Annotated in this window: 19 protein-coding genes; 11 read left to right on the plus strand and 8 right to left on the minus strand. The window is 53.0% G+C overall.

Going from position 1 to position 21,933, the window contains the following annotated elements; translation table 11 throughout:
* The first annotated feature begins 173 nt into the window (after positions 1-173).
* From DPQ22_RS02075 to DPQ22_RS02095, 5 genes are all read left to right on the plus strand, one after another.
* Positions 174-2,078 (plus strand): ABC transporter ATP-binding protein, encoded by a 1,905-nt coding sequence (locus DPQ22_RS02075; RefSeq protein WP_150212929.1) that lies wholly within the window; start codon positions 174-176, stop codon positions 2,076-2,078.
* Between the two features lie 74 nt (positions 2,079-2,152).
* Positions 2,153-2,761 (plus strand): ubiquinol-cytochrome c reductase iron-sulfur subunit, encoded by a 609-nt coding sequence (petA, locus tag DPQ22_RS02080; protein WP_150212930.1) that lies wholly within the window; start codon positions 2,153-2,155, stop codon positions 2,759-2,761.
* Between the two features lie 136 nt (positions 2,762-2,897).
* Entirely contained in the window at positions 2,898-4,166 is a 1,269-nt protein-coding gene (locus DPQ22_RS02085; RefSeq protein WP_150212931.1) for a cytochrome b, read from the plus strand.
* Positions 4,166-5,080 (plus strand): cytochrome c1, encoded by a 915-nt coding sequence (locus tag DPQ22_RS02090; RefSeq protein ID WP_150212932.1) that lies wholly within the window; start codon positions 4,166-4,168, stop codon positions 5,078-5,080. The genes DPQ22_RS02085 and DPQ22_RS02090 overlap by 1 nt, the downstream gene beginning before the upstream one ends.
* Before the next feature lie 82 nt (positions 5,081-5,162).
* Entirely contained in the window at positions 5,163-5,702 is a 540-nt protein-coding gene (locus tag DPQ22_RS02095; RefSeq protein ID WP_150212933.1) for an adenine phosphoribosyltransferase, read from the plus strand.
* A 356-nt stretch (positions 5,703-6,058) separates the two neighbouring features.
* On the opposite strand, the gene DPQ22_RS02100 is transcribed toward DPQ22_RS02095, so the two are convergent.
* Together DPQ22_RS02100 and DPQ22_RS02105 are read right to left on the minus strand one after the other, a co-directional pair.
* A complete protein-coding gene (locus DPQ22_RS02100) occupies positions 6,059-6,862 on the minus strand; it encodes a cytochrome b (RefSeq protein WP_150212934.1) in 804 nt (267 codons plus the stop codon).
* Between the two features lie 688 nt (positions 6,863-7,550).
* The gene (locus DPQ22_RS02105) at positions 7,551-8,378 is read right to left on the minus strand and encodes a cytochrome b (RefSeq protein WP_150212935.1); all 828 of its coding nucleotides are present in this window, start codon (positions 8,376-8,378) and stop codon (positions 7,551-7,553) included.
* Positions 8,379-8,832: 454 nt separating this feature from the next.
* Here DPQ22_RS02105 and DPQ22_RS02110 point away from each other — a divergent pair, with 454 nt between their 5' ends.
* Positions 8,833-9,888: a DUF475 domain-containing protein gene (locus DPQ22_RS02110; protein WP_150212936.1), complete on the plus strand. Its 1,056-nt coding sequence runs from the start codon at positions 8,833-8,835 to the stop codon at positions 9,886-9,888.
* 19 nt (positions 9,889-9,907) lie between these two features.
* On the opposite strand, the gene DPQ22_RS02115 is transcribed toward DPQ22_RS02110, so the two are convergent.
* Positions 9,908-10,528 carry an isochorismatase family protein gene (locus DPQ22_RS02115; RefSeq protein ID WP_150212937.1) on the minus strand — a complete coding sequence of 207 codons (621 nt, stop codon included), beginning with the start codon at positions 10,526-10,528 and terminating at the stop codon, positions 9,908-9,910.
* 128 nt (positions 10,529-10,656) lie between these two features.
* On the opposite strand from DPQ22_RS02115, the gene DPQ22_RS02120 reads away from it, so the two are divergent.
* Both DPQ22_RS02120 and DPQ22_RS02125 read left to right on the plus strand, forming a co-directional pair.
* The gene (locus DPQ22_RS02120; RefSeq protein WP_320411409.1) at positions 10,657-12,054 is read left to right on the plus strand and encodes a UDP-glucose/GDP-mannose dehydrogenase family protein; all 1,398 of its coding nucleotides are present in this window, start codon (positions 10,657-10,659) and stop codon (positions 12,052-12,054) included.
* 862 nt (positions 12,055-12,916) lie between these two features.
* Entirely contained in the window at positions 12,917-14,773 is a 1,857-nt protein-coding gene (locus DPQ22_RS02125; RefSeq protein WP_150212938.1) for an ArnT family glycosyltransferase, read from the plus strand.
* A 234-nt stretch (positions 14,774-15,007) separates the two neighbouring features.
* Here the strand turns inward: DPQ22_RS02125 and DPQ22_RS02130 are convergent, their stop codons facing one another.
* From DPQ22_RS02130 to DPQ22_RS02140, 3 genes are all read right to left on the minus strand, one after another.
* The gene (locus tag DPQ22_RS02130) at positions 15,008-15,349 is read right to left on the minus strand and encodes a lipid-A-disaccharide synthase N-terminal domain-containing protein (protein WP_150212939.1); all 342 of its coding nucleotides are present in this window, start codon (positions 15,347-15,349) and stop codon (positions 15,008-15,010) included.
* A 49-nt stretch (positions 15,350-15,398) separates the two neighbouring features.
* Complete coding sequence (locus tag DPQ22_RS02135) at positions 15,399-16,154, minus strand: glycosyltransferase family 2 protein (protein WP_150212940.1); 756 nt, start codon at positions 16,152-16,154, stop codon at positions 15,399-15,401.
* A gap of 237 nt (positions 16,155-16,391) precedes the next feature.
* Positions 16,392-16,712 (minus strand): hypothetical protein, encoded by a 321-nt coding sequence (locus DPQ22_RS02140; RefSeq protein WP_150212941.1) that lies wholly within the window; start codon positions 16,710-16,712, stop codon positions 16,392-16,394.
* Positions 16,713-16,877: 165 nt separating this feature from the next.
* Here DPQ22_RS02140 and ettA point away from each other — a divergent pair, with 165 nt between their 5' ends.
* Positions 16,878-18,527 carry an energy-dependent translational throttle protein EttA gene (ettA, locus tag DPQ22_RS02145; protein ID WP_150212942.1) on the plus strand — a complete coding sequence of 550 codons (1,650 nt, stop codon included), beginning with the start codon at positions 16,878-16,880 and terminating at the stop codon, positions 18,525-18,527.
* A gap of 432 nt (positions 18,528-18,959) precedes the next feature.
* On the opposite strand, the gene DPQ22_RS02150 is transcribed toward ettA, so the two are convergent.
* Both DPQ22_RS02150 and DPQ22_RS02155 read right to left on the minus strand, forming a co-directional pair.
* Positions 18,960-19,322: a DUF2293 domain-containing protein gene (locus DPQ22_RS02150; RefSeq protein WP_150212943.1), complete on the minus strand. Its 363-nt coding sequence runs from the start codon at positions 19,320-19,322 to the stop codon at positions 18,960-18,962.
* Between the two features lie 104 nt (positions 19,323-19,426).
* Complete coding sequence (locus DPQ22_RS02155; RefSeq protein WP_320411411.1) at positions 19,427-20,161, minus strand: glycoside hydrolase family 25 protein; 735 nt, start codon at positions 20,159-20,161, stop codon at positions 19,427-19,429.
* 351 nt (positions 20,162-20,512) lie between these two features.
* Here DPQ22_RS02155 and DPQ22_RS02160 point away from each other — a divergent pair, with 351 nt between their 5' ends.
* On the plus strand, positions 20,513-20,890 hold the full coding sequence (locus DPQ22_RS02160) for a hypothetical protein (protein ID WP_150212944.1): 378 nt from the start codon (positions 20,513-20,515) through the stop codon (positions 20,888-20,890).
* Between the two features lie 119 nt (positions 20,891-21,009).
* On the plus strand, positions 21,010-21,756 hold the full coding sequence (locus DPQ22_RS02165; RefSeq protein ID WP_190323100.1) for a peptidoglycan recognition protein family protein: 747 nt from the start codon (positions 21,010-21,012) through the stop codon (positions 21,754-21,756).
* The last annotated feature ends 177 nt before the right edge of the window (positions 21,757-21,933 follow it).

Below are 21,933 nucleotides of genomic sequence, written 5' to 3' on the forward strand. Positions count from 1 at the left end.
CCTGGGTCAATACAACCGCTTGTTTAGAATACCTCCAGCATAAAAGCAAGAAAGCCGAAGGAATTCAAACGCAGCTAAAGCTAATTGCCGCTCAAATGCTTGCCGGCGCCGCTTATACCCGGCTCGGCGGCCGAGAGCGGGCACTGTTTCGGCCAGGATAAAGCAGGTGATGTATGTTTCAATGGTTTGAGCAGCGCTTAAACCCCTTTCCCGCAGAAGCGGAAATAAAAGCGGGGAAAGCGCGCCGCCGGGCAAAAGCGACAGCCGGCGGAAAAACCGGGGCTGTGGCCGCTGCCGGATTTGAGACACCGCCGCGCGGGCTTGTTGCTTTTTGCCTCTATTATACGCGCGGTGTCTGGCCGTGGCTCGCCTGCATGTCGGTTTTTACCGCCCTTATTGCGGCAATGGAAGTGCTGCTTTTCGGCTTTCTCGGCCAGGTGGTGGATTGGCTTTCGGCTGAGACTCCGCAGACATTTCTCGCTAGTCAGGGGACAAAATTTATTGCTATCGGCTTTGTCATTCTGGTGGTTTTGCCGCTGATTGTGCTGCTGCATTCGCTGTTTTTGCACCAGACTTTGCTTGGCAATTATCCCATGCGTATTCGCTGGCTTTTGCATAATTATCTGCTGGGGCAATCTCTTGACTATTTCCAGAATGAATTTGCCGGCCGGCTGGCCGCTAAATTGATGCAAACCGCGCTGGCCGTGCGCGAGACAGTGTTAAAACTGTTTGATGTGCTTAATTATGTCATTGTCTATTTTTGCGGCACGCTTATTCTGGTGGCTTTGGCCGATTGGCGGTTAATGCTGCCTTTTATCGGCTGGCTGGCGCTTTATGCCCTGCTTTTGTATTATTTTATCCCGCGTTTGCAACGCGCTTCAACGGCGCAGGCCGATGCCCGCTCAATGATGACCGGGCGGGTGGTTGACAGTTATACCAATATTATGACCGTCAAGCTGTTTGCGCATAATGCGCGCGAGGCCGCCTATGCCAAAGAGGCATTCAAACAGTTTCAGGGCACGGTTTACCGGCAAATGCGGCTCATTAGCCTGTTGTCCAGCGCTGTTTATTTTATCAACTGCCTGTTGCTGTTTATTGTCGGCTTTACCGGCATTTTTTTGTGGCTGCACGGCGTTCTTGCTGTTGGTGCGGTAACAGTCGGCATTGGTCTTGCCTTGCGGCTTAACGGCATGGCGCAGTGGATTATGTGGGAAATGTCGGCTTTGTTTGAAAATATCGGCATAGTGGCAGACGGTATTAACAGTTTGAGCGTGCCGCACCGGGTGACCGACCGGCCAAAAGCCGCGGTGCTGAAAGTGGATAAAGGCGCTATTCTGTTTGATAAAGTGACCTTTCATTATGGCCGGGAAAAGGGCGTGATAACAGGGCTTAATCTGGCGATAAAAGCCGGGCAGAGAGTGGGCATTGTCGGTCGCTCCGGCGCCGGTAAATCCACCCTGGTGAGCCTGCTTTTGCGTTTTCATGATGCGGAAGGGGGGCGTATCACTATTGACGGGCAGGATATTGCCGCAGTGACACAGGAATCCTTGCGCGCCAATATTGGTGTGGTGGCACAGGATACATCGCTCCTGCACCGCTCTCTGCGCGATAATTTGCGCTATGGCAGTGAAAATGCCAATGAGGAGGCCGTGTTACGAGCTGTCCGCCAGGCGGAAGCGGGCGATTTTATTGCCCAACTGGCAGATTATCGCGGTCAGACCGGGCTTGATGCCTATGTCGGTGAGCGCGGGGCCAAACTTTCCGGCGGGCAGCGGCAGCGTATTGCCATTGCCCGGGTTATGTTGAAAAATGCGCCGATTCTGGTGTTGGACGAAGCTACCAGCGCGCTGGATTCTGAGGCGGAATTTGCTATTCAGGAAAATCTGGTGCGTTTAATGCGCGGCAAAACAGTTTTGGCCATTGCCCATCGCCTGTCAACGATTGCGGCTATGGACAGGCTGATTGTCATGGAAAAAGGCAGGATTGTTGAAGACGGCACGCATGAGCAATTACTGGCCAAAGGCGGTATTTATGCATCTTTATGGCGGCGACAAGTGGGCGGCCTGATTGGCGATTAAGGCAATAAAGCTTGCCGCCGGCCGCAAAAAAGCTATACTGCGGGAGAAATGTGACACAATAGCGGGTGTGAGCTATGAGCAGCGAGCAAGATGACAGGCAAAAGGCGGCCGGCGCCGGCCGCGGCGCTGCCTGCCCGGCAGATTATGGCAGCCTTGAGCGGCGTGATTTTTTGCTCTCCAGCCTGGGGCTTGTCGGCGCTTGCAGTGCGGCGGCGCTGGCTGTGCCCTTTATTGCCCAGTTGCGGCCGGATAAAAGCCAGGCCGGCGCTGCGGTGCTGGAGGTAGATATTTCTGCGATTGCGGCGGGCGAGCAGATTACCGTCACCTGGCGCGGGCAGCCGGTAATTATCCGCAATCGCAGCCGGGCAGAAATGGCGGCAGCGCAAAAAACAGCGCCGTCTGAGTTGAAAGACAGGCTGGCGCGCAATGCCAATCTGCCTGCCGGCGCGCCGGCTGATGATGCAGCGCGCTCCGGCGGCAAGGAGCATGAAAACTGGCTGGTTTTTATCAATATTTGCACGCATTTGGGCTGCCCGACACAGAAAGTGGCAGAGGGCTGGTTTTGCCCCTGTCACGGCTCGCGCTATGATATGGCGGCGCGGGTAGTAAAAGGCCCGGCCAACCGCAATATGGCGATACCGCCTTATCGTTTTTTAAGCGATAAAGTAATTGAAATCGGTTAGGCTGCAAAAATGGGTAAAATGGGAATACAGCCCGCGGGTTGGCCGGCGGCGCGGGCAAAACAAAAACGCCCGCGGGTTGGACAGACTGGCCTGACAGAACTAGCCTGTGACGGCGCGGGCAAAACAGGTGGAGGCTATGGCTAAGGAAGATCAGCAGGATTTGCCGGGCGGGCAGCAAAGCCGCCTGATGCGCTTTATCGAGGCGCGACTGCCGGTTTGTTCTTTTTTTCGCCGCCATATTTGCCGCTTTCGCGTGCCGAATAATCTGAATTATTTTTACACTTTCGGCGGTATTTTAACCCTGGTGCTGGTGGCGCAAATACTAACCGGTCTGGTGGTCGCCATACATTATGTGCCGGATACGGCGCAGGCTTTTGCCTCACGGCAAGTGCTTATGCGCGATGTGCCTTTTGGCTGGCTGTTTTTGCCGTGGCACGCGGTTGGCGCTTCATTTTTCTTTATTGCCGCTTATATTCATCTGGCGCGCGGGCTTTATTACGGCTCACACCGCGCCCCGCGCGAGCTTGTATGGCTTATCGGCATGGCTATTTATTGCACCATGATGGCCACAGCTTTTTTCGGCTATGTTCTGAGCTGGGGGTTGATGTCTTCTTCTGCTGCGGCGGTGATAATCGGCCTGTTCAAAGCGGTGCCGTTTATCGGCCCCTGGCTGGGTGAGACGCTGCTGGGCGGTTACAGTATCGGCCAGCCTTTGCTCAGCCGTTTTTATGTTTTGCATTTTCTCTTGCCCTTTATTTTGCTGGCGTTGGTGGGGCTGCATATTGTTGCCGTGCATTATGTCGGGCAAAACAACCCCACCGGCCGGGCTTTGCCGCCGCAGGAAACTCTGCCTTTTATCCCTTATGCTCTGGCCAAAGATTGTCTGGCTATTTGTGTCTTTTTGCTGTTTTTTTGCTGGTTTCTGTTTTATATGCCGGATTATTTTGGCCAGCCGGATAATTTTACCCCGGCGGATACGCTGAAAACCGCGCCCCATATTCTGCCGGAATGGTATTTTTTGCCCTTTTATGCCATGCTGAAGGCGATAAACTTTGATCTGGGCTTTATTTCTTCCACTCTTGGCGGGGCGTTTGTCATGTTTGCCGCTATTGCCGTGCTGTTTTTTGTGCCGTGGCTTGACCGCTCTCCGGTTTATTCGGCCCGCTCACGCCCGCTTTATCGGGTTTTTTATTGGCTGTTTGTCGCTGATATGGTGGCGCTGGGCTGGCTGGGCGCCTGCCCGGCTGAGCCGCTTTATATTGCTTTGGCGCAGGCCGCCACCGCTGCTTATTTCGCCTTTTTTTTGCTGATTATGCCCTTCTTGCCGCGGCTGGAAAAGCGGCTTTATGGCCAAAAGGGCGGACAAGCGGGCAAAGCCGGCGCGCCGCATATGGGGGCAGGCTGATGGGGCGGATTCATAGCGCGGCAAAACGGTTTTTAGTCGGCGCTGTCCTTCGGCAGGGGTGCCGGCGCTGTTTGCTGCTGCTTGTCTGGGCGTGGCTATCGGCGTTTATCGTCACTGCGGCGCGGGCGGAGATTTATTCGCCTTTGGTGCCGCCCCGGCAAAACTGGAGCTTTAGCGGCATTTTCGGCATTTATGACAAAGCGCAATTACAACGCGGGCTGAAAGTTTTTACCGAGACATGCCATAGCTGCCATAGTTTGAATTATGTCGCTTTTCGTGATTTGCAGGCGCTGGGCTATTCAAAGCCGGAGATAAAGGAATTTGCCGCCCGTTTTCGCTATAAAAGCCTGAATTATCGCGGTGAAGAGGTTGAGCGGCCGGGCACGGCGCAGGATTATTTCCTCCCGCCTTATGCCAATGCGGCGCAGGCCGCTTTTGCCAATAATGGCGCCGCGCCGCCGGATTTGTCGCTAATAGCGCGGGCGCGCGCTGTCAGCCGCCCTTTCAGTTTTATTACTGATGTGGTAACGCATTATGACACAGGCGGGGCGGATTATATTTATGCCCTGCTGACCGGCTATCAAAACCCGCCGCCAAATATTACTATAGCAGAGGGGCAATATTATAATCCTTATTTTATGGCCGGCAATTCCCTGGCCATGCCGCCGCTTTTGCAGGACGGGCTGATTGCCTATAATGACGGCACAAAACAGACCGCAGCGCAATATGCCAAAGATGTGACCGCTTTTTTAAGCTGGGCCGCCGATCCGCAACGCGAAAAGCGAGAAAAAACCGGTTTTGCTATCGGTGTTTTTTTGCTTGTACTGGCTGCTCTGCTTTATGGCCTGAAGCGGGAAATCTGGGCAAAAGCGCCAAAATCACAGACCGGCAGGAAAAAACAGCCGGAAGAGTAACAGCCGCTTTGTTGCCGGCAAGGGTGAAGCGCCGGCCAAACAGTAATTAACAGGTGACAGAAGCAAGCTGCCAAGGGGTTTTATGTCGAATTTTGAAACCGAATTGCAAAATTCTATCCGCATTATTGCCGATTACCCGAAAAAGGGAATCCGCTTTTATGATATTACCACATTATTGGGTGATGCGAAAATATTTGCCCGCACTATAGACAGGCTGGCAGAGCCGTTTAAAAACCAGGGTATTGATAAAATTGCCGGCATTGAGGCGCGCGGTTTTATCCTTGGCGGGGCAATGGCCAAGGCGCTGCATGCCGGTTTTGTCCCCATTCGTAAAAAGGGCAAGCTGCCTTATAAAAAAGTGCATATTGCCTATAGTCTGGAATACGGCCTTGACGAAATGGAAATGCACCGCGATTCCATAAAAAAGGGAGAAAAAGTGCTGCTGGTTGATGATTTGATCGCCACCGGCGGCAGCGCTGTGGCGGCGGTGCAGCTTATGAAAAAAATTGAAATTGTCGTTTCTGCCGCCTGTTTTGTGCTGGCTATGCCGGAACTGGGCGGAGTAGAAAAACTGCGCAAGGCCGGGGTAGAGACTCATTCTTTGCTGGCTTTGCCGGCCTAAGGGCCTTAGGCTCTGGTAATTCTTTGCTGCTTGTTTTATCGGCCCGGAGGTTTAAAATTGAGCCGCCTGCTGCGGTTAAATAGCGGTGCGGGCGAGCCGGAACTGGGCGGCTCTGCTTCGATTTGCCGTCTTTGGGCCGGGCTTAATCTATATGCTTCGTCAGGCCTGGTTTTCGCTGTTTCCGGCCTGCCGGCCGGTGGGCGGATCAAAGCTCGCAAGCGCCGCCAGTTCCGTTTTTGCTGTTTCAGGCGCTGTCTTTGCTTCTTCGCTATATTATCCGGGCAGGAAGCCTTTGGGCGGCCCCCTTATCGCGCCGGGAAATTTCGTAACATAGATAAGAGCAGGCTGTGAATAGCCTATTGCCTGATGTGATTATTGGCCGCAGGCGCCGTGATTGGCGCGGCGCCTGGCAGCGCCTGGCCTTCTTGCGCGGGCAGAGTCGCTGTTTGCGCTGTTTCAGCCTGACGCTTTGCGATGGAAGCACAATAAATCACCATGGCGGCCAGACAGAAAACAGCCAGAAACAGCAGCAGGAACACGGTTTTGCTTGCTTTTTGGGCCTGTAAATTGTGGCCTGGCAGCATGCGTGCCATTATCGGTATATGGCTGTAAAACTGGTGTTTTAACGCGCCGCCTATATGCAGAAATAACAGGAAAGCCAGGCTATAAGCCAGCACGAGATGCAGCCATTCAGCCTGCAAATGGGAGAAAAGTGTAAGCTGTGGCGGCAAGAGCGGCCAGACAAAATGGGGATTGCCGAATAACAAAATGGGAAGCTTCCTGGCTGTGGTGGAGCTCACAGCCCAGCCAAGCAGCGGCACCAGAATCATCAGGGCATAAAACAGGAAAGTGGCAATTTGCGTTGCCGCTTTTTCTGCTTTGCCTATTGGCGGCTCCACCGGCGGTTTATAGAGAAAACGCCAGGCAAGGCGCATAAGCGTCAGCAGCAAAATCATAATGCCGAATGTTTTGTGCGATTGATAAAAAGTGAAACGCGATTGATAAAAGGCGGAGGCAAGCATTTCCGGCAGAATAGTATAATGCTTCATTAAATAGCCAAGGCTTAATTCCGCAATAATCAGTAAGGCAATCAGCCAGTGCAACAGCATGGCGCCGTGATTATAGGCGGCAACGGATTGGCGTCCGGGGGCGAGGGACATTATGCTTTCCTTGCAAACGGGAAATTTACCGGCAGCCGGAAAATCATGCCGGATTGTAACAAAGGGAGGAGAATATAACGGGAAAGAGGGAAGCCGCCTAACGCTTCTTTACTTTTATACACATATGTTTTACCCGGCAACAGAGGGGGCGGCTCTTGCCGCTTTCGGCCGGGTTTAAGAGCCGGCTCCGGTAAAAACAATGACCTTTAGCGCCGGCAATCTTGCCCCTGATTCGTAATAGAGAATTAATGTCAGCCGAAACAGTGCGGCCTTTGGCTCTTTATGGCCTGACCTGCTCGCTTATGCTGCCTGACGCATGCCCGCTTTGCCCCGCTCCGCCTCTTTCCCTGCTTCTCTCACCGGCCTGAGAGCCGGAAGCTGAACAATCAGAAGCTCTCAGGCCGCGCGGGCCGGGACGCTGCCAATCTCTTTGCTCTCCATTGCTTCAGAACCCCGCTTGCGGCCTGTTGCTGTTTTACGGGCGCGGCGGAACGGATCCTGGCTATTTCCATTTGGCTGCCGGTTCAAATCGTTCTGGACGGCTTTCTACAAGCAATAAGGTGTATTTTAACATAGATAAATTCACCTGGTTTTTCCGCTTCCGGGTCAAAGCAGACACTGACCTGCCCGGCGCCGATAATGCCGTTTTCCAGCGTGCCGGAAACTTCATTGCGCCAGCGGCAGAAGATTACCTATAATCCGCCGCCTGACCGGCATTGCCAAAACCGGTTGCGGCTGCTGCCCGGGCAGCAGCATCTGCCAAACCCTCCTGCTGTGTGCCGACAAAGCCGAAATAAATCATCACGGCGGCCAGACAGAAAACAGCCAGAAACAGCAGCAGAAAAGCTGATTTCCCCGCTTTTTGAGCCTGTAAAATGTGGCCTGGCACCATGCGCGCTATCATCGGCATATGGTCGTAAAACTGGTGCTTTAAAGCGCCGCATATATGCAGGAATAATAAAAAGATAAAGCTGTAAGCCAGCACAGTATGCGCCTGCTCGGCCTGAGAGTGAGAGATAAACACGAATTGCGGCGGCAAAGGCGGCCAGACAAGATGCGGATTGCCAAATAATAAAGTGGGTATATTTCTGGACGAAGTAGAAACTATCGCCCAGCCGAGCAACGGCACCAGAATCATCAGGGCGTAAAACAGGAAAGTGACAATTTGCGTTGCCGCTTTTTCTGCTTTGCCTATTGGCAGATCCGCCGGCGGCTTGTAGAGAAAACGCCAGGCAAGGCGCATAAGCGCCAGCAGCAGAACAAGAACGCCGAATGTCTTGTGTATCTGCCAGGAAACGGGAATAAAAGACTCCGGTAAAGAATGCGTATGCCGCATCAAATAGCCGAAGACCAACTGCCAGACAAGCAGAAAAGCCATCAGCCAGTGCAGCAGCATGGCGCCGTGATTATAGGCGGCAACAGATTTATATCTGGGGGAAGCGGGCATCAAACTCTCCTCAAACAGGGAAGTTTTGTAGATGGTTGAGAGGCGAAAGAACCCGAAATTGTAATACATAACTGCAAGCCTGCCTAATGGCTATTTTCTGTTATGCACATTTCTTTCAGTCTTTGCCTGTTTTATCTCAGTCTGCCGGTAATGTCCGGGGCAAGAATAATTCTGCCTCAGTTCTGTTTTCCTCTTTGCCTGTATTTGCTGCTTTTTCACGGCTGCTTTATGGGTGGATTTATGATAAATTCAGCCTTGATTGTTCCTTTAATTTGTCTCTATTGCGCAACACGCCGCAAAATATCGGCACGGGCTTTGGCCGGCAAATATTTCTCCGCATTCCCCCGCGGGGGGATTAAAGGCTGCTTCCGTGCCGATAATATTGCCGGCCAAAGCCCTATGGCCGGCCTGGCGGCGGCAATAGGGCCGGCAAAATCATGCGGCCGCGAATTGCGGCCTATAGGATTTATTGCATTTTTGCGCTATATGCTCAGTCTTATAACTGTTTTACGGAGCTTTTCCCTTGGCTATTGCCGGTTATTTTCGCCCTGCTTTTTTCTTTACTGCGCTGGGGCTGGCAATGGCCGCGGCTCTTGGCTGGTTTTATACCGGCCATTGGTTTGGTGCCGGGCGCTTTTTGTTTATTGCCGCAGTTCTGGCAGTGCTGGAAATTTCGCTTTCTTTTGATAATGCCATTGTCAATGCGCGTATTTTGCGTGATATGGCTGAGCCCTGGCAGCGGCGCTTTTTAAGCTGGGGCATTATTATTGCCGTTTTCGGCATGCGCATTGTTTTTCCCCTGCTTATTGTGGCGGCGGCAGCGCATATTAACCCGTTTGCCGCCTTCAGGCTGGCTTTGTTCCGGCCGCAGGATTACGCCCATATTATGGCCGAGGCGCATTTGAGCATTGCCGCTTTTGGCGGCACATTTTTGCTCATGGTCGGGCTGAGCTTCTTTTTTGACAGTAATAAAGATACGCATTGGATAAAGCTGATTGAAACCGGGGCACAAAAAATGGCCAAAGCCCGCGGAGTGGAAACAGCCATTACTATTCTGATTATTATATTTTTTTCCTCTTTTATGGCAGAGGGAGAACAGACGGCTTTTATGACCGCAGCACTTTACGGGCTGCTGACCTATATCGGGCTGGGGGCTTTAGGCGCTTTTCTTGACAAAAGCAAAGAGGAAGTCAACGCCCTGAAAAAAGCCGGTTTAGGTGCTTTTCTGTATCTGGAAGTGTTGGACGCCGCTTTTTCTTTTGACGGTGTGATTGGCGCTTTTGCCCTTTCCGACAATATTTTTATTATTGCCATTGGTTTGGGCATTGGCGCTTTTTATGTCCGTTCCCTGACTATTATGCTTGTCGCCCGGCAAAATCTGCTGCGCTACCGCTATTTGGAGCATGGCGCTTTTTATGCTATTCTGGCGCTGGCTTTGCTGATGTATGGGCAAATTCTGTTCTCCGTGCCGGAGGCGATAACCGGCCTTATCGGCGCTTTGTTTATCGGCGCGGGCTATATATCCTCCCTGCGGTACAGGCGCGACAGCAGCAAGGCTAAAACAGGCAGGGCGGAATAATAGCAAAGGCAAAACCCGCTCAGGCCAGCAGCCCCAATTCTACGCCGTTCCGGCGCATAATAGTTAAAGCGCGTGCATAAGAGCCGTTAATATCTATCGCCTGGCAGGCCGCCAGCGCTACCCGCGCTTTAAACCCCGCTTTTACTGCGTCCAGCGCTGAGCAGCTGACGCAAAAATCTGTCATCAGGCCGCAAAAGCTCAGTTTTTCAAAGCCGCGCTCGCGCAAAAAGCCGGCAAGCCCTGTCGGCCTGCCGCTCGTGTCGCAAAAGGCAGAAAGAGCGTCATAATCGCGGCAGGTGCCCTTGCGGATAATGAGAGCGGCCTTGTCCTGCCGCAAAGCCGGGTGGAAGGCGGCGCCTTCAGTGCCGGCCAGGCAATGTGTCGGCCATAAAATCTGTCGCCCGGCCGCTGTTTCCACAGTGTCATAAGCGGCTTTTCCTGCATGTGCGGCGGCAAAGCTGACATGACCGGCAGGGTGCCAGTCCTGCGTTAAAATAATGTTGTCACAGGTTTCTGTCAGGCGATTGATTTTGTCGATAAAGGCATTATCACCCCCTGCAGCCAGCGCGCCGCCGGCGCAAAAATCATTCTGCACATCAATAATAATCAGCGCTTCATCTGTTTTTTGCCCGCCGGCCATAAATATCTCTCTGCTTTTTGCTGCATTCAGGCTGAAGACTGCATGTTTTCAGGTTTTAATCGGCGAAAAAATCTGTATAAAGGGTAAGAAGTTTACAATAAATTTCGAATCTGGGATAAAGATAGGCGGTGCCTGATTTGGTTGCCGCTGCCGGCCCGGAAATATTGCCGGCGCAAAACCGGTTTGCTGTAAAGGAATTAAAAATGCGTATTGCCGTAATCGGCACAGGTTATGTTGGTTTGGTGTCGGGCGCCTGTCTGGCTGATTTTGGCTTTCAGGTTACCTGCATTGATACAAATGCCGATCTTGTCGCCGCCTTAAATCGAGGGGAATCAATATTTTACGAACCGGGGCTGGCGGAAATTTTGCAGCGCAATATTGCGGCGCAGCGTTTGGCTTTTTCTACAAATATGGCGGCAATTATTGCCGAAGCCGATAGTATTTTGCTGGCTGTCGGCACGCCCTCACGCGATAAAAGCGGCGAGGCGGATATGTATTATATCAATACGGCGATTGAGCAGCTTGTCCCCCATTGCAAACAAGGTGTTGTTATTGCGATCAAATCCACTGTGCTGGTGGGGACTAATGCTGCTTTGCGGGAAAAAATTGCCGTTTTGCGCCCTGATCTGGATTTTTCGCTGGCCTCCAATCCGGAATTTTTGCGCGAGGGCCAGGCCGTGGCTGATTTTACTGCGCCTGACCGGGTGGTTATCGGCGTGAAGGCGGGCGATAATCGCGCGCATGAGGTTCTGGTGCAAATTTATGCGCCTTTGGCAAGCCGCAATATTCCGATTATTATTACCACGCCGGAAAATGCCGAAATGATAAAATATGCCGCCAATGCCTTTTTGGCGCTGAAATTGACCTTTATCAATCAGGTAGCGGATTTATGCGAAAAACTGGGCGGCAATATTGATGAAGTTGCCAAAGCTATCGGCCTGGACAAGCGCATTGGCAGTGCTTTTTTGCAGGCCGGGCCGGGCTTTGGCGGCTCATGCTTCCCCAAGGATACATTGGCTTTTGCCGCCACCGGCAACAAGGCCGGCGCGCCGCAAAAACTGGTGGAAAATCTGATAGAAATCAATCATGAACGGCGGCAGCAGACGGCTCACCGTATTATCGCCGCGGCTGATGCGGCGCAGACAAAACTGGTTGCGGTTTTCGGCTGTGCCTTTAAGGCCGATACAGACGATATAAGGGAAAGCCCGGCCATTGATGTCATTGCTGCTTTGTTGGAAAAAGGGCTGACAGTGCGCCTGCATGATCCGCAGGCGATGAAGGCGGCGCAAGCGCTGTTTCCTGCTGTGCAATGTTGCGACAGCCCTTATGAAGCAGCAAAAGGTGCGGGGGTGAGCGTTATTATGACCGAATGGGATATATATCGTCATTTGGATTTCCAGCAATTACGGCAGGCGATGGAAGGTGATGTTTTGCTGGATATGCGCAATCTCTATTCTCTGGAAGAAATGGCGGTGCGCGGGGTGAAATATTATTCTGTCGGCCGCCCGCCGGTTGCGGGCAGCTAGGTTTTGTTTATCCGGCACGGCAGAGCGGCGCTGATTCATTATCGGTTTTCCGACAGGTGGGGCGTTACACTGTCGCAATTTACGCCGGCAAGGCGGCCTGGCAGTGGTTTTACTGCTGCCTGCCGGTGGTTGCCTGCTGCGAGAGGAAATACGGCATAGAGGCGGTGTTTTGGCGGTAATTTCTTTGTCCCGGCCGGCGGCGGTTATTTATTATCCGGTGTATTGCGGCCGGTTGTTGCAGCCCTGCCGAGCGGGCTCTGTCTTGTATCGCGACCGGTTTGTTGTGGCTATGCCGCGCCTTGCGCCTGACATTCTCATGCTCTATCATAAGGCCTGCGCTGCTGCCGGGCTTTTGCGGGCTTGTGGCTTATGCTTTTGCAAGCTTGTGCCGGTATTATGCTGTTATATACCCGGTCGGTTGCTGGAGAAACACCTTGTATCGGCGCTCCTGGGGCTTATGCCTTGTTCCGGCCGGAGCGGCGGAATCACAAAGAGAGGGAATTATGAAGGGGTTTCCGGCAATGAGGTTCCGGGGCAGCCTGGCGATAATCTGTTTCAGTGAGCCGGCGGCAATGGTGCTGCCGTTTTTGGCCTGCGGAGGCAGAGCCGGGCAGTTACGGCTGTTTCAGCCTGGCCTTTACCTGATTTTGGCGTTTGTTTTTGCCCGGCCGCTCTGGTTTTTGGTTTTATCATCAGTCTGGTTAAAATTATCAAACCTGAAACCTGGATTACCAATATCAGGCGGCCGGGATCGGGATTTTGCTTAAGGAGGCGGAATTATCATTCTGCCGGGAGAGGGTGGGGAGGCTGCTTTGCCCGGCAAAGCGGCAGCGACCTGTGCCGGTAAAGGGAAAGGCTGATTATGGCAGCAAAGCATAAAACAGCGCGGGGAAATGGGTATTTTTTTATTTTTCTCATTGCCTATTTCCTGTTTGAGGCCTGTTTTGTCAGTTTTATCTCTTTGGGCGCAGGGCTTGATGATGCTGAGCTGATTTCTAATCTAAGCTTTTGGAACTGGGGCTATGGCGGGTCGCAACCGCCGCTTTATACCTGGCTGGCTTATGGTCTGACCGCAATTTTCGGCCTTCATTTTACCGTGCTGCAATTTTTGCGCTTCAGCCTGTTAGGTTCAAGCTTTTTTGCGGTTTATCTTGGTTTGCGCCTGTTGCAAATAGCGCGGCCTTTGGCGGCTTTTGCCTGTCTTTCCATGTTTTTATTGCCGCAGATCGGCTGGGAATCGCAGCGCGCTTTGATTCATTCCGTCTTGGGCACGGCCGGTTCGGCCTGGAGTTTTGCCGCTTTTATCTGGTTTGTGCACAAGCCCGGTTATAAACGCGCTTTCAGCCTGGCTGTGGCGATTACAGCCGCGGTTTTGGGCAAATATAATGGTCTGATTTTTATTGCTGCTTTGTTTATGAGCGGTTTTTTCTTGCGCGCCGTGCGCCGGGCCTTGTTGACGCGGTATTTTGTTGCAGCGGTGGCAGCGGCCTTAGCTTTAATGGCGCCGGCACTGGTTTTTATGGTTTTGCACCCCGGAGGCGTGGTGGAGCGGGCAGTAAAATTTCGTGCCGGGCAGGGTGAAAACTGGTTTATCGAGCGTGTTGAAGGTTTGCTGGATTTGGTGCGTGCCGGCCTTGCCTTTGTGCTGCCGGCTTTAATAGCTGCCGCTATTCTCAGCCTGATTATTTGGTGGCAGCGCCGGCGGCGGGCGGGCAATGTGCCGCAGGCCGTGCGGCTGGACAGGCCGGCCTGTGGCAGCAAAGTGCCGGCGAGGAATCCGGCAGGCGAGCAACGGGCCGCAGGCCGTGCGGCTGGACAGGCCGGCCTGTGGCAGCCAGACGCCGGCGATGAATCCGACCAGCGGGCAATGGGCAAGATGCCCGCCTCGGCGGGCGGCAGGCCGGCGGCAGAAAATATGCCTGACCCGGCGGGCTTTATGGCGGCGATAAATCAGGGTAATATTCAGGCCGCCATGCGGTTTTTGCAGGTCGTTTTATTGTGCGCTTTGGCAGTTTGTGCGCTTATGGTGCTGTTTTCCGGCGCTACCCATATTAAGGATCGCTGGTTGCAGCCTGTTTTGTTTCTGGCGCCGCCTTATGCTGCTTTATGGCTGGCGCGGCTGGATATTTCCGGCCGGGCGGCCCGCGCTTTCGGCCTTTTGGGGCTGGCGGCAGCCTTGATTGTGCCGCCAATGCTTTATGCCAATCTCTATGCCCGCGGGTTGGCTGTGGGCGGCGCGGGCGAAACAGATAATGCCCGCGGGAGCGGAGTGGGATCGGACAGGCTGGCCTGCGGCGGCTCGTGTAAGACAAAAACAGTGAACGGCAGGGGCAAAGCAAAAAAAGCGCGTGAGGGTAAAACAAAATTGCCGATACAAAATCTGGATTATCCGGCACTTTATGCCGGCTTGAGCGCTAATGGGCCTATTGCCGCCCTGCTGGCGCCGGATCCGTTTTATGCCGGCAATTTGCGGCTTATTAACCCGCAGATAAAAACCCTGTTTACTGAGACGCCTTTTGCCGCCGAGCGCTTGCAGCGGCCATTGGTTGTTTTGTGGAAAAATACACCGGAATTGCCGCAAAAACTGGTACCGATTATGACCGCAGCGGGGATAGACAGGCACAGCCTGCCGCCCGCCCGCCTGGCTATTGTGCCTTATCGCCTGCAAAAAGGGCAAAATCAACAAAGCGAACGGCTGTATTATATATATTTGCCCTGAAATAAGGCCTGCTGGCTTACCGATACGGGCCCGCCGCATAGTGCCGGCGCTTGCCCCGGGGCACGGCCGCTGCCTGACCGCCGGCTGCCTGCTTCCTTGCCGGCTGAACCTTTTGACCGGCATAAGGCTTGCCTGCCGGAATCCTGTAGACAGTCAGAGCCAGATTGCGCAGCAAAGCATGGGAGTCTGTTACACCGCCGTCTTACGGCTGCCGGCGCTGCCGGGCGGCCATTATCAGGCGGCTTTGGTGCTGTGTTTGTTTTTGCCTTTTCGCTCATTATAAATAAGCCAGATATTGCGCAAATAAACGCAAAAGCCGATACTATTGCCCAAAATAAAAACAGCATTTTTAAGATAAATGGAATAAAGCAGTAACAGGCTGCCGCCAATCAGCGAAAATATCCAAAAGGCGAAAGGCACAACACTTTTTTTGGCCAATTCTGACGCCAGCCATTGCACAACAAAGCGCATGGTAAAGCATAATTGGCCAATAAGCCCCAAAATAGCCCAATTATCCCAGCCTGAAAGAAAAACTTCCCGCAGCCAATCCGCCAGATTTTGCGCAAATTGCGTCATAATAAAATGCTCTTATCCTTTATCTATTTATCGCTTGACCCTGTTTTGCCTAAGGCGCTGTTTTATCCGCTTTTGCTTTTGCCGCGCTCATGGCTGTCTCTTCTGCTTTGGGCAAAATCTTCCCCCGCCGCATAAGCCAGCAAACACCGGCAAGATCGGCAATGCCGGCCAGGCCGCGGTCAAAAATACCATATTTGGATTGGCCGAAACGGCGTGGCCGGTCAATAACATCAATATGCGTGGCAGTATATCCTTCACGCTTGACCAAAGCGGGGAAGTAACGCTGCCAGTTTTCAAAAAACGGCAAACGCCGGAAAATATGGGTATAAACGGCTTTCAGACCGCAAGCCGTATCACGCGTATTATCATGCAATAATTTTTGCCGCAGCCTGTTGGCAAAGCGCGAAGCATATTGCTTGGCGGCAGAATCTGTGCGGCTCTGCCGCTGACCGCAGGCAATGCCGCATTGCGGCCCGGCTGCCGCCAGCGCATCGGCCAGTTGCGGCAGGTAAACCGGGTCATTTTGGCCATCACCGTCAATGGTTAAAATAATATCGCCTTTTGCTGCATAAAGGCCGGTGCGCAGGGCGGCTCCCTTGCCGGCTGATTTGTCGTGGCGAATATAGCGTATCGGCGCGCCGCTTAAAGCTTTGCCGCGGATAAGGTCATAGATATTATCGGTTGAGCCGTCATCAATAAGAATAATTTCAAAACGGCGCCCGTGCAGGGCCGCCATAATTTCATCAAGCAGAAAATCCAGATTTTCCGCCTCATTTTTACAGGGAATAAGAACTGATAATATCATAAGCGGCTTGTAACCTCATTCCGGCCTCGTCACTCGTGACAGGCAATAATAAGTCTGCTTTCCTGCCCGGCCGCGGCCTTGGCTGCTCATCACTCCCGCCCTCACAGCACATCTCCGGCAAAATGCCATAAAAGCAGGTCTATGTAAAACAAGTAAAGCATAATCAGGGCGATTAGGCGCAATTTTACTGCCGGGGGCAAGCAAAAGCCGTTAATATTTTGCCATAATGGGTTTTTATTATATTTTTTTATCAAAAGAAGCAAGAAGTCCCAGCCATTGCCCAATATTTAAAGGCGGGAAGAAGCGGTGGAAATCTGCCTTTTTTTGCTGTAAATAGAACTGTTTTTTATAAAGATACGGGCTGGTTACATCGCTGCCAAGGCGCAATCTTTCATAATAAAGCCGTATTTTCAAGACCTGTAGCCGCAATTTAGCCGATAAATTTGCTGTCAGGCCGTGTGCGCGCCGCCTGTCTTCAGGCGCATAGCCGGCCCTGATCAGCCGCCGCAAAAAATCTTGCGCGGCTTCCCTCTGCGCGTGGCTTAAAGGCTGCGGCATGTGCTCTCTCCCAGAGCCGTTTATCGCGCCGCCTTTAAGCTATTATCGCCGCAAAGCGGCAAAAAAAGCTTGAACGGCCAAGGCTTCTGCTTTATTTTGCCCGGCTTGCACCCGGTTATTTGGCTGCCGGGTCACCTTATCTCAAACAGGTTCACAATCAAAGCTATGGCGCGTCAGTTTATTTATCATATGGAAGGCTTGTATAAAGCCTTCGGCAGCAAAAAAATATTGGAAAATATTCATTTGTCTTTTTACCCTGATGCCAAAATCGGCATTTTGGGGCCGAATGGCGCCGGGAAATCCACCATTTTGCGCATTATGGCCGGGCTGGATAAAGATTATACCGGCGAGGCGTGGCTGGCCGAAGGTGCTGCTTGCGGCTATTTGCCGCAGGAGCCGGAGCTGAAAGCCGGCAGGACTGTGCGCGAAAATGTCATGGAAGGCGTGGCCGATAAAAAAGCGATTCTTGATCGCTATAATGAGCTGATGATGAATTATTCTGACGAAACGGCCGAGGAAGGTGCCAGACTTCAGGATATTATTGACAGCCGGAATTTATGGGATCTAGACGCTCAGGTGGAAATGGCCATGGAGGCTTTGCGCTGCCCGCCGCCTGAGGCGGAAGTAGCGAGCCTTTCCGGCGGGGAAAAGCGCCGCACTGCTTTATGCCGCCTGCTGCTGTCACAGCCGGATTTGCTGCTGCTGGACGAACCGACCAATCATCTGGACGCTGAAACTACCGCCTGGCTGGAAAAATATTTGCGCAACTATAAAGGCGCGGTGCTGCTTATTACGCATGATCGCTATTTTCTGGATAATGTTACAGGCTGGATTTTAGAGCTGGATCGCGGCCGGGGCCACCCCTATGAGGGCAATTATTCTGCTTATCTGGCCGCCAAAGCCAGGCGTATGGCCTTGGCCGGGCGAGAAGAAGAAGCGCGGCAAAGAGCGCTGGAGCATGAGCGTGAATGGATTAACGCCAATCCCAAAGCGCGGCAGGCAAAATCACGCGCGCGCGTTAAAGCCTATGATGAGCTGGTAGCGGCGGCTGAGGCGCGCCGCCCGGGTGAGGCGCAGATTATTATCCCCGTGGGTGAGCGGCTGGGGCAGGTGGTGATTGAGGCGGAAGGCTTGAGCAAAGGCTATGGCGACCGGCTGCTGATTGATAATTTAAGTTTCAAACTGCCGGCCGGCGGTATTGTCGGCGTGATTGGTGCCAATGGTGCCGGCAAGACGACTTTGTTTCGCCTGCTGACCGGGCAGGAAAAGCCGGATAAAGGCATAATCCGCCTTGGTGAGACGGTGCATTTAAGCTATGTTGACCAAAGTCGCGATGATTTGCACGCTGATAAAACTGTGTGGGAAGAAATTTCTGCCGGGCAGGATATTATCAAACTCGGCAAATATGAAATGAACAGCCGCGCTTATTGCGGCGCCTTTAATTTCAAGGGTAGTGACCAACAGCAAAAACTTGGCAATCTTTCCGGCGGGCAGCGTAATCGCGTGCATTTGGCCAAAATGTTGAAAGAAGGCGGCAATGTGCTGCTGCTGGACGAGCCGACCAATGATCTGGATACGGAAACATTGGCTGCGCTGGAAGAAGCGCTGGAAAATTTTGCCGGTTGCGCCGTAATTATCAGCCATGATCGTATGTTTCTGGATCGACTGGCCACGCATATGCTGGCTTTTGAAGGTGATAGCCGGGTGGAATGGTTTGAGGGCAATTTTGCCGATTATGAGGCGGATAAAATCCGCCGTTTGGGAGCGGAAAGTGTTAATCCGCGCCGTTTCACCTATAAGCCGCTGACGCGTTAGGAAGCGGGAAGGCCGCCAATATTGGCGGCAAAGGGGCGCTTGTACGCTTTTTGCCCGCCGGGCCGCGGCAGTCAGGCCGCAACCCGGAACAGTGGCCGCTTTAATTTTGCCCGGGATATAGCCAACCGGAGAAACGAGTCAAACCGCAGGGGTGCGCATGAGCCGTGCAAACAGCGCTTGGGGCCTGGCGGGCGGTGGGCGCGACAAAGAACAGGCGCGCGTGAGCTATGCAAAATACGGGGCACACCGCAATGTGCATAGGTCTTTGGCCAATTTTGGGTCGGATATAGTTAATCAGAAAAATACGAAGCGAGCTGCGATACACCGAGGCATCAGGCGGCTTGACACTAAAATAGTGCCAATCAGGCCTTGAGGCTGTTGCCGGCCATATTATGCCCGGCCGGTTATGAAGGCGGCACCGTGTTTACCGGTTCAGATTTTTCTTTCCTGCCCGCTTTTGCCGCGGTGAACCGGCGCCTTATCCGCTGCGGTTTGCGCTTCCTCAATCATTAAGAAGCGGCCGGCGCGCCATTGCTGCAATTTGCTGTTAATGGCATTGCGGACAAAAAAGCGCGCGGCCTCACTTTCATAATTTTCATCACGCAAGGCATCATAATCGGTATAAATATGGCGGATATAGGCGATAATGGTGAGCCAGACAGCTTTATCCGGCGGCAGATTACGCAAATGCTTTTGCGCTGCGCGGCTGCGAATAGCCTCGGCATCATAAAACGGCGCCTGCGGGATAAAACGGGCCACCGCTTTGGCAATGGCGCTTTGTCTTTTGCTGGTCATATTTCCGGAATTTCCTGCAAAATTTTGCCAAAAAGCAGGCCAGCGCCTGCAAAAGCAGGATATACTTGAAAGCCGGCGCTCAGATACACTTCTTCTCACCCGCTTTATGGCCTTATATGTTGCAGCCAGTCCTGCCACTGCCGGCCATTGCCGGCAAATACGCTAATATCGGCATCACCGACAATGCCGGGAACACGCCCTGTCCCCGTATATTGCCAAAACAGCCAAGGGTGGTTATTGTAGCGCGTATCGGGGTGATCGGCAACAGAACGCAGCCAGAAAGGATAAGTTCTGAAAATTCTCAAATTATTGTCATAGAAAAAATCTACTGTTGTATAAATAATCGGCTTTTTGCCGTAATATTTTTCTACCCCCTGCAGGAATATGCGCATATCTTTATGCACCACTGCCGGGGCGGGGCGGCGGCGGCAAGTGGGGGATTTATGATTCCACTCTATATCCAGCACCGGCGGCAAGGCTGTTTTATCTTTCGGCACATTACGGATAAACCAGCGTAACTGGTCTTTGACCGGCCGGCAGAAATAATAAAAATGATAGGCACCGCGGGCAATGCCCGCCGCTTTGGCGCCCTGCCAGTTTTGGGCAAAATTAGGGTCGGTATGATCGCCGCCTTCCGTTGCCTTGATAAAGACAAAAGAAACATGGCCGCGCGCCATTGCTCCCCAATCAATGGTTTTATTATGGCGCGAAATATCGGTGCCATGTATGGCATAATGCCACGGCTTGCGCCGGCTTAGCCAAATATGCGGCTTTCTGTCGCCAAAGCGGGGAAAGGCAGCGCTGCCTTCTACTCCCTGCATAAGAGAGAAGCCCGGCACCGGCCCGGCTGCTGCCTCCGGCGTAAAAACAGGCTTGGCTGTGGGCACAGCTACAGCTATGGGGGCAGAAATGGTCGATTGTGCCTGTCTTAACTTGTCTTGCGCGATAATAGCCGCTATCTGGCTGTCACCGGCGGCAGAATTATGGGCAAAGAGCACATTGCCGCCCGCCGGCAGAAGCAGGATACAAGTAAATTTCAGCCAATAAGGCTTTAAAAAAAACGAAAACGCAGGATTCACACTTTACCTTTCCCGGGTACAATTACGGCATTGTCTCCTGGCCGAAAAGGGGATTATACTGCCTTGCGCTGTTTTAGAAAATAGCTGTATGAAGAATTTGGGCGATTCTTGATGAAAAAAAATCGGAGCGGGCGGCTTTTGGGGCTGTTTATTATGGTACTACTCGCAATTAGCGGCGTTTTTTGGTTGTTTGGTCTTCCGGGCGGAATATTGGATAGAGCAGCAAAGACAAATACCGGGCAGGCGGGTGGCATTGGCGGCCTTTCAGGGCAAGGGGCGGCGTCTAAATTGCCGGAATTGCCGCCGGTTTTTGCCCGCATGAGCGCGGTCAGGCGACAGCAGGTAATTGCGCAGGCGCAGCAAGATGCTGAGGCGGCGGCGCGCGCCGGCGGCCAGAGCGGGGCACAGGCCGCTATAGCCGGGCAAGCGGCAGCAGCAGCGGCGCAAAGAGCTTTTGCCCGGTCTTTTTCTCCTGGCGGTAAACCCTGAAATTGCGGCTTAAAGATAAGAAACGGGCCGAGCCTTGACTGCCCCGGGCGGGAGAAAAGCTGATGACAGAGAATAGAGCCGGCAGGACAAAGGCGGCCGGGCACGGGCGATCGGCCTTTATGGCGGATTATGCCGGTGCCCAAATCCGCCCTTCGCCCAATTTTGACGACAGGCGGGCGGGCAGCCGGGTCTCTATGCTGATTATGCATTATACCGGCATGAAAACGGCAGAAGAGGCCGAACGCCGCCTGACCGACCCGCAATCTCAGGTTTCTGCGCATTATCTGGTGCGTGAAGACGGCGCAATAGTGCAATTTGTGCCCGAAAGCAAACGCGCCTGGCATGCGGGTGTGGCCTATTGGCGCGGTGAGCGCGATATAAATTCCTGCTCTATCGGCATTGAAATCGCTTATCCCGGTGCGCCGGCATTAAAGCCTTACCCTGCTGTGCAAATTGCCGGGCTAATTGCCCTGGCGCATAATATTCTCGCCCGCCATAAAGGTATAAAGCCGGCTTATATTTTGGCGCATAGCGATGTTGCGCCTGAGCGGAAAACTGACCCGGGAGAAAATTTTCCATGGCGAAAAATAGCACAGGCAGGCATTGGCCTTTATGTGCCGCCCAGCCCTGTCACAATGAATGGCGGCACTATTCTCGGCCTGGGGGCAAAAGGCCGGGCTGTTGCTGAGTTTCAGTCAAGGCTGGCGCATTACGGTTATAATATTTGTGTCAATGGGGTGTTTGACAAGCAGACGGAATGGGTGACACAAGCCTTTCAACGCCGGTTTCGCCGGCAAAAAGTGGACGGTTTAGCCGATATATCAACGCTGAAAACCTTGGAGCGGCTGCTTGTCAGGCTGAAATAGCCCATAGGCTTTATGCCGGATAATGTTATATTTTGGCAAAATTTCCCTCAGGCGGTTGCGGTTTTGCTGTCGCAGTTTTGGCCTTTTGCGCCAAAGGCGGCCAATTTCCGGATAAAATAGGCAATTTATGGTTTTTTAGCGCCGGCCTGTATTTCTTTTCGATTATGTTTTGACGCG

The sequence above is a fragment of the Candidatus Tokpelaia sp. genome, assembly GCF_008636115.1.
Taxonomy (GTDB): Bacteria; Pseudomonadota; Alphaproteobacteria; order Rhizobiales; family Rhizobiaceae; genus QLZD01.

Coding starts and splice junctions, on each gene's coding strand:
- DPQ22_RS02075 (WP_150212929.1), top strand. CDS start 174: ATGTTTCAATGGTTTGAGCAGCGCTTAAACCCCTTTCCCGCAGAAGCG.
- petA (WP_150212930.1), top strand. CDS start 2,153: ATGAGCAGCGAGCAAGATGACAGGCAAAAGGCGGCCGGCGCCGGCCGC.
- DPQ22_RS02085 (WP_150212931.1), top strand. CDS start 2,898: ATGGCTAAGGAAGATCAGCAGGATTTGCCGGGCGGGCAGCAAAGCCGC.
- DPQ22_RS02090 (WP_150212932.1), top strand. CDS start 4,166: ATGGGGCGGATTCATAGCGCGGCAAAACGGTTTTTAGTCGGCGCTGTC.
- DPQ22_RS02095 (WP_150212933.1), top strand. CDS start 5,163: ATGTCGAATTTTGAAACCGAATTGCAAAATTCTATCCGCATTATTGCC.
- DPQ22_RS02100 (WP_150212934.1), bottom strand. CDS start 6,862: ATGTCCCTCGCCCCCGGACGCCAATCCGTTGCCGCCTATAATCACGGC.
- DPQ22_RS02105 (WP_150212935.1), bottom strand. CDS start 8,378: ATGTATTACAATTTCGGGTTCTTTCGCCTCTCAACCATCTACAAAACT.
- DPQ22_RS02115 (WP_150212937.1), bottom strand. CDS start 10,528: ATGGCCGGCGGGCAAAAAACAGATGAAGCGCTGATTATTATTGATGTG.
- DPQ22_RS02125 (WP_150212938.1), top strand. CDS start 12,917: ATGGCAGCAAAGCATAAAACAGCGCGGGGAAATGGGTATTTTTTTATT.
- DPQ22_RS02130 (WP_150212939.1), bottom strand. CDS start 15,349: ATGACGCAATTTGCGCAAAATCTGGCGGATTGGCTGCGGGAAGTTTTT.
- DPQ22_RS02135 (WP_150212940.1), bottom strand. CDS start 16,154: ATGATATTATCAGTTCTTATTCCCTGTAAAAATGAGGCGGAAAATCTG.
- DPQ22_RS02140 (WP_150212941.1), bottom strand. CDS start 16,712: ATGCCGCAGCCTTTAAGCCACGCGCAGAGGGAAGCCGCGCAAGATTTT.
- ettA (WP_150212942.1), top strand. CDS start 16,878: ATGGCGCGTCAGTTTATTTATCATATGGAAGGCTTGTATAAAGCCTTC.
- DPQ22_RS02150 (WP_150212943.1), bottom strand. CDS start 19,322: ATGACCAGCAAAAGACAAAGCGCCATTGCCAAAGCGGTGGCCCGTTTT.
- DPQ22_RS02160 (WP_150212944.1), top strand. CDS start 20,513: ATGAAAAAAAATCGGAGCGGGCGGCTTTTGGGGCTGTTTATTATGGTA.
- DPQ22_RS02165 (WP_190323100.1), top strand. CDS start 21,010: ATGGCGGATTATGCCGGTGCCCAAATCCGCCCTTCGCCCAATTTTGAC.